The 5,871-nt window shown below is 34.4% G+C and carries 7 protein-coding genes; 5 read left to right on the top strand and 2 right to left on the bottom strand.

What is annotated here, in order from left to right; genetic code table 11:
• Nucleotides 1–232 precede the first annotated feature (232 nt).
• The 3 genes from D8M03_RS16955 (at nucleotide 233) to D8M03_RS16945 (ending at nucleotide 2,182) form a co-directional block, all read left to right on the top strand.
• Nucleotides 233–700 (top strand): hypothetical protein, encoded by a 468-nt coding sequence (locus tag D8M03_RS16955; protein WP_121215980.1) that lies wholly within the window; start codon nucleotides 233–235, stop codon nucleotides 698–700.
• A 15-nt stretch (nucleotides 701–715) separates the two neighbouring features.
• Nucleotides 716–1,747: a DUF4145 domain-containing protein gene (locus tag D8M03_RS16950; protein ID WP_121215979.1), complete on the top strand. Its 1,032-nt coding sequence runs from the start codon at nucleotides 716–718 to the stop codon at nucleotides 1,745–1,747.
• 150 nt (nucleotides 1,748–1,897) lie between these two features.
• On the top strand, nucleotides 1,898–2,182 hold the full coding sequence (locus D8M03_RS16945; RefSeq protein WP_121215978.1) for a RyR domain-containing protein: 285 nt from the start codon (nucleotides 1,898–1,900) through the stop codon (nucleotides 2,180–2,182).
• A gap of 123 nt (nucleotides 2,183–2,305) precedes the next feature.
• On the opposite strand, the gene D8M03_RS16940 is transcribed toward D8M03_RS16945, so the two are convergent.
• Together D8M03_RS16940 and D8M03_RS16935 are read right to left on the bottom strand one after the other, a co-directional pair.
• Complete coding sequence (locus D8M03_RS16940; protein WP_121215977.1) at nucleotides 2,306–3,085, bottom strand: IclR family transcriptional regulator; 780 nt, start codon at nucleotides 3,083–3,085, stop codon at nucleotides 2,306–2,308.
• Between the two features lie 13 nt (nucleotides 3,086–3,098).
• Nucleotides 3,099–3,854 (bottom strand): IclR family transcriptional regulator, encoded by a 756-nt coding sequence (locus tag D8M03_RS16935; RefSeq protein WP_121215976.1) that lies wholly within the window; start codon nucleotides 3,852–3,854, stop codon nucleotides 3,099–3,101.
• A 214-nt stretch (nucleotides 3,855–4,068) separates the two neighbouring features.
• On the opposite strand from D8M03_RS16935, the gene D8M03_RS16930 reads away from it, so the two are divergent.
• Both D8M03_RS16930 and D8M03_RS16925 read left to right on the top strand, forming a co-directional pair.
• Nucleotides 4,069–5,328 (top strand): phenylacetate--CoA ligase family protein, encoded by a 1,260-nt coding sequence (locus D8M03_RS16930; RefSeq protein ID WP_121215975.1) that lies wholly within the window; start codon nucleotides 4,069–4,071, stop codon nucleotides 5,326–5,328.
• Nucleotides 5,329–5,356: 28 nt separating this feature from the next.
• A complete protein-coding gene (locus D8M03_RS16925) occupies nucleotides 5,357–5,782 on the top strand; it encodes an acyl-CoA thioesterase (RefSeq protein ID WP_121215974.1) in 426 nt (141 codons plus the stop codon).
• The last annotated feature ends 89 nt before the right edge of the window (nucleotides 5,783–5,871 follow it).

The raw sequence follows: 5,871 nt of genomic DNA, 5'->3' as shown, positions 1-5,871 counted from the left end.
TCAGATACTGATGTGACATTTGGATTCATTTCAATTAGGCTGCGTTGATGTTCGTTAAAAATAATGTTACTCATGATGTTCTCCCGTTCATAATTCGTAAAGTTAGTATAACGGGGTTTCTTCACTCTGAAAATAGTAAAACCCCGAATAGGTCCACTTTTTTTAAAGTGTCCACTATTCAGGGTTCAGTTCATGGAATGAAGCGATTACTCAATTATTTACAAAAAACGTAATGGATCCACCTAATAGTAAACAGTTTTCAGCATCAATCAAAGACGAAATTGTCACGTTAATTGATACATTTCCTAAAATTAGCCGTTTGTTTGTTAAAGAAATTCTTGATGTTTTGAGACAGGAATTAAGTAAGCGTGATTCCCTTAATTATACACTGCTTCTAAATAAGGCAGATGAATTGGTCGATTGTATACTAAAGGATTTATATAAACTCGATGGAATCGTATGTTCGATGCCAATGCCGATATATCGATTATCACGAGAACATTTAATGGAATTGCAAGAGGCGGAGCTTATTCCGGATGGGTTTTTTAATTACTTCATAACCATAAGAAATTTAAAAAATATACGTTACTTCCAAACAGACATCGACATTGAACGCCATTCAGATGAAACTGTACTTTTTTTACTCTTACTACAAAGAATTATTTCATTTTATCAGGAGTTTTATAGGAAATTTTATTAGAAGGGAGTGTTTTGGATGAATGAAATGATTAATAGAGTAATCATTGAATCAAATCGTGGTGATAAGTCCTTTATTCTAATTAAAGGAAATCTGTTACGGGATGATGGAGATTTAATTGTTGTAAATACATATGAAGATATGAATGGGAACATTATTGGAGATTTTTCTCAAATAGTAAAAGAGCAATTCCATTTAGCTAATGCCAAAGAGCGCACCATTTTTTTTCTTGAAAATGGTGGTTCCGTAAATTTAATTGAATCATCCTCTGATACTTCTATCAGAATATTAATTCTCCATTCTAGATTAAGAGAAGGAGAACCAATTTCTAAAGAATTATATGAGAAGTTAATTAAAGGTCTATTCTCTGCACTTGTTTCTTTGGAAGTTTCTGGTTACCGCTTTTCAACGATTTCATTACCAGTGTTATTAAGAAAGGGCATTAGTCATATCCACAATGAAGCAGCTGCTATCTTAATTCAACATGCAGTGAAATGGTTAAAGACTTCTAAATATACAAATACCATTCGTTACTATGTTTATGAAAAAGGAGATCAAAATAAATGGAACGATGCGATTGAGCAGACATTAGGGCGGAGTGTCGTTAATGCTACAATTGATGAACAGGTAAGTAAGCTAAGAATTTATCTTCTTGCCTTAATCTACAGTTTCCCAAAGGATGAGGCTGTTTATCAAGATACCTTAGTACCATTGCAAAATGCGTTAAATCGAGAGTTAATCAGTCCTGAAGTTGTCGCAGCATTTGGTCGAAAATTAGCAGAATCTCTATGTGAAAAAATGACTGGAAATACAAATGTATCCTTCAATGTGAATTTGTCTACACTAAAAAAAGAAGGCAATCTGGATCCGTTTTTTTTACAATGTCTCTATCAAATTAAAGCATATGGCAACACATCCATTCATCGCTCGAACCCAATATATGGATCAGATACTTTAACATTAGATGATTTAAAAATATTATTAATTATATTAAAGAAAATACTCTTAGCGTATCAGCTTCAACTATCTCCAGCTAGTGGGGAAATCTAAAGTGAGGCGAATACACAATTCTCCATAGAGTAACTAAGGTAATTTTCACCATTTTATGATAGAGTAAAGAAATAAATCTACTATTTCTAACAATTACACCATTATTGATAAATGAACTAATTTTATGTTTTTAGACAAAGGAGCGATTTGATGGCCTATTCACCGAAACCAATTGATACTTCACAGGTTGAATTATCACCTGAAATATTAGAATTAACTGAGTTACTAGCGGAGCATATACATGATGTATGGGCACAAGAACGAATGAAAGATGGGTGGCAAGTTGGGGAAAAACGAGATGATGATAAAAAGCTTCATCCAGGTCTAGTTCCGTACCATGAACTATCAGATAGGGAAAAAGACTATGACCGTGAGACTGCACTACAATCGTTAAAAGCAATTTTGGCACTAGGTTATAAAATAGAAAAAAAGTAATTCAACTAAAATATTAGTCGTGTCTTTTCAAAATTACCCATCGAACTTAGATGGGTAATTTTTTGTACTCCAAAGTGTAAAACATAAATTAGAATCTACTTTGCTTTTTAAGAGATTTGTCTGTCACTCATAATACCCCAACATTTCTGATATCTCTTTTGCCAACCTCTGAATTTCCGCAATCATCTCTTTCTGTATAGGAGAATCGTTAATCGTTTTATTTTCCGCGATAACTGCAATAGATGAAACGACTTCTCCTGAATAATCTTGAATGGGCGCGGCATAGCTGGTATAGCCAACAAAAAACGTATCCTTTGCAATGGCTATTTTCTTTCTTCGTATCTTTACCATCTCTTCGTTTAATGCCTCCACATCCGTTAATGTGTGTGGCGTATATTTTGTTAATGGTTGACTCAATACGTGATCAATCATCTTTTTACTTTTAAATGCAAGTATTGCTAGCCCCTCTGCCGTACAGTGTAAATCATTTCGGCGTCCGATTTTTGTAACGAGCTTTCTTGGTATTTCTCCTAATTCCCTCATTAAATAGACAACATGCAATTGTTCCATCACACAAATGTGTACAGGTAAATTAAAATGATTTGCAAATTCTTTTAAGAGCGGTTCCGCATCTAAATATAATTCTTTATGACTTTGTACAACACCACCTAACGCAAGTACAGAAAAACCTAGTTTGTATTTTGATTTTTGTTCATCTTGTATTAAAAATCCTTCTGCAACCAGTTCTTTCAATATTCGGTGAACCGTTGATTTTGGAAGATTTATTATTGTGGCGATTTCTGTAACAGAAAGCAGTGGTGTTTTTGGTGTAAACAATTTTAAAATTCTTAAAGCATTTTTAACAGATTGAACAAAATATTTTTCATCTAGTGCATGTTTCATAATCGATGACTCCTTATGATTGTTTGATGAAATCTGAAATTTCGATGCTTGTTTTAATAACCTGGTCGATTATTTTCTTCATTTGAGGGCGCATTCGTTGGCGTAGTCCTGCAACACTAATGGAAGCAAAAACTTCACCATCCTTATTAAAAAGTGGTGCTCCAATAGAAAGGACATTCTCAACCATTTCTTTATCACTGATAAAATACCCCTGTTTTCGTCCTTCTTCTAAACGCTTGTTTAATTGAGTAATCGATGAAATTGAATATGCAGTTTCTTGATGAAATCCATCTTTATAGAGCATTTCAATCTCTTCATCACTTAAATAGCCCAAAAGCGCAAGACCAGAAGCGGTGCAATGTGCTGGGTTACGTCGACCGATATGTGAACGTAATTGAACGCGGTGTTCATTATCCTCTTTTTTCAAATAGATGACTTCGTTTCCTTGTAAAACTGCAATATGTGATGATTCACCAGTGACTTTCGTTAAATTTTTTAAAAAACTAGTCATGTCTTTTAATGAATAAAATTGTTCTAGCAAAGTGTTAGAAAGCGAAAGGATTGATGATCCAAGGGCGTATGTATTATATCGAGTATTTTGAGTAATAAATCCTTCGCTTTCTAAGGTTTGAACTAATCGACATGCTGTGCTTTTTGAAATAGCAATTTGTTCTGCAATGTCATCTAGGGTTAATTCAATATCATCTACTGAAAAGCTTTTTAAAATGCGTAGTGCGTTTGTTAATGAACTATTTTTTGTACGTGTCATATAACAGTTCTCTCCTATTTAAAAATATTCTGAAATAACAATCGTAGAATTAGATACATAAATAATAAAAATTGATAAATCCAAAATTAAGTAATTCGTTCCATATAGCAGAATAAAAGCCTTTTCAAAATCTATTAATAACATTACCATAGTTTTAAGATTAATAATTAGAAATTTTCTAAAAAAAGAAAATTATTTATTTGGGAGGTATACTATGACAGTTCATCATGTTTATGAAACAGAAGTTGGATTGCGACAATATCAATTCCAACGATTAAATCAACTACTAGTTTTTATATCAAATTTTAATGAATTTTATAAAGAAAAATTACAAGGTGTTCATTTACCGATTAAAGATTTTGAAGATTTAAAACGTCTTCCTTTTACAACAAAGAAAGAGCTAGCTCAAGATCAAATTGATTATGCGCCATTAGGACGTAATCACTCTTATCCGAATGAAAGCTATATTCGTTACCATCAAACTTCAGGAACAACTGGAAGACCATTGAAAGTTTTAGATACTCAACAAAGCTGGGATTGGTGGGCAAGTTGCTGGACTGAGGTATTAAAAAGTTCAGGCGTTACCAAATCGGATAGTTGTTACTTAGCCTTTTCATTTGGACCATTTATTGGTTTTTGGGCAGCACATGAAGGAATTCGTAAATTAGGAGCTTTGGCTATTCCAGGTGGGTCAATGTCTTCTGAAGAGCGTCTGAAAAGTATGTTAGGCAATAATGCGACCGTACTTTTATGTACACCAAGCTATGCATTGCATTTGGCGGAAGTTGCAGAAAAGTTAGGTTTAGATATTAAAAACTCAAGCATTCGTACGATTATTACGGCAGGCGAACCAGGTGGATCAGTTCCATCGACTCGTGCGCAAATCGAAAATTTATGGGGTGCAAAACTTTACGATCATATCGGAATGACTGAGATGGGCGCTTATGGTTTCTCTTGTAAGGAACAAAAGGGGATTCATGTAAACGAAAGTGAATTCATTATGGAGGTTATTAACCCAGAAACATTGGAACATGTTCAACCAGGTGAACAAGGGGAATTAGTACTTACAAACTTAGGGCGCTTTGGTTATCCGATGATTCGTTATCGTACGGGTGATGCAGTTATTTATCAAAAGGAAACATGCTCATGTGGTAATCATTATCAGTTCCTTCCTGGAGGAATCGTTGGCCGTACAGATGACATGGTTGTAATTCGTGGAGTCAACATTTACCCTTCATCAATAGAGGCGGTTGTTCGTGAAGTAAATGAAATTAAAGAATTCCGTATCATTTACTATATTGAACATGAAATGCACCAAATTAAATTACAAATTGAAGGTCCTGAGAAAGCGGTTACAACTCTTTCAGCATTGTTACGTGAACGAATTGGTTTACGAATCGATGTAGAGCGTGTAGAGGATAATTCGTTACCTCGCTTTGAAATGAAGGCAAAACGTGTTGTTGATCAACGGTAGTAAAGCATCTAGAAGAGGAGCTGAATAAATGGATTATCGTTTTAAAATTAGATTTGGAGATACAGATGCAGCTGGTATTGTGTTTTATCCGAACTATTATCGTTGGATGGATGAGGCGACCCATGAGTTTTTTAATAACTTAGGGTGCCCAACTGATCAACTAATGAAAGAAAAATTGGCCACTCCATTATTAGAAGCACATTGTGTGTTTAAATCACCAGGTTTCTTTAACCATGAAATTGTGTTAACGACAAAGGTTGAATATATTCGCGAAAAAGTATTTAAGCTTGTTCATTGTTTTAAAGATGGGGAGACAGTTTTAGCAGAAGGTTATGAGGTTCGCGCTTGGGTTTCACTTGAAGGAGGGCTACCAAAGTCACAGCCAATACCAGATGAAATAAAAGAACAAATGCAAAAACATTTAGGTAGTGTCAAAACTTCTATGAAAAATTGAAAAACACAAGGTATTGGGCGATAAGTACTCTCCGAACGAGGGGACAATCGCTCTTGACAAACATTCCGAAAAGGTTGCGCCCATATTTT

This window comes from Ureibacillus endophyticus (assembly GCF_003628435.1).
Lineage (GTDB): Bacteria > Bacillota > Bacilli > Bacillales_A > Planococcaceae > Ureibacillus > Ureibacillus endophyticus.
The sequence above is the reverse complement of the archived record's forward strand: the minus strand, read 5'-3'. Positions and strand labels throughout refer to the sequence as shown.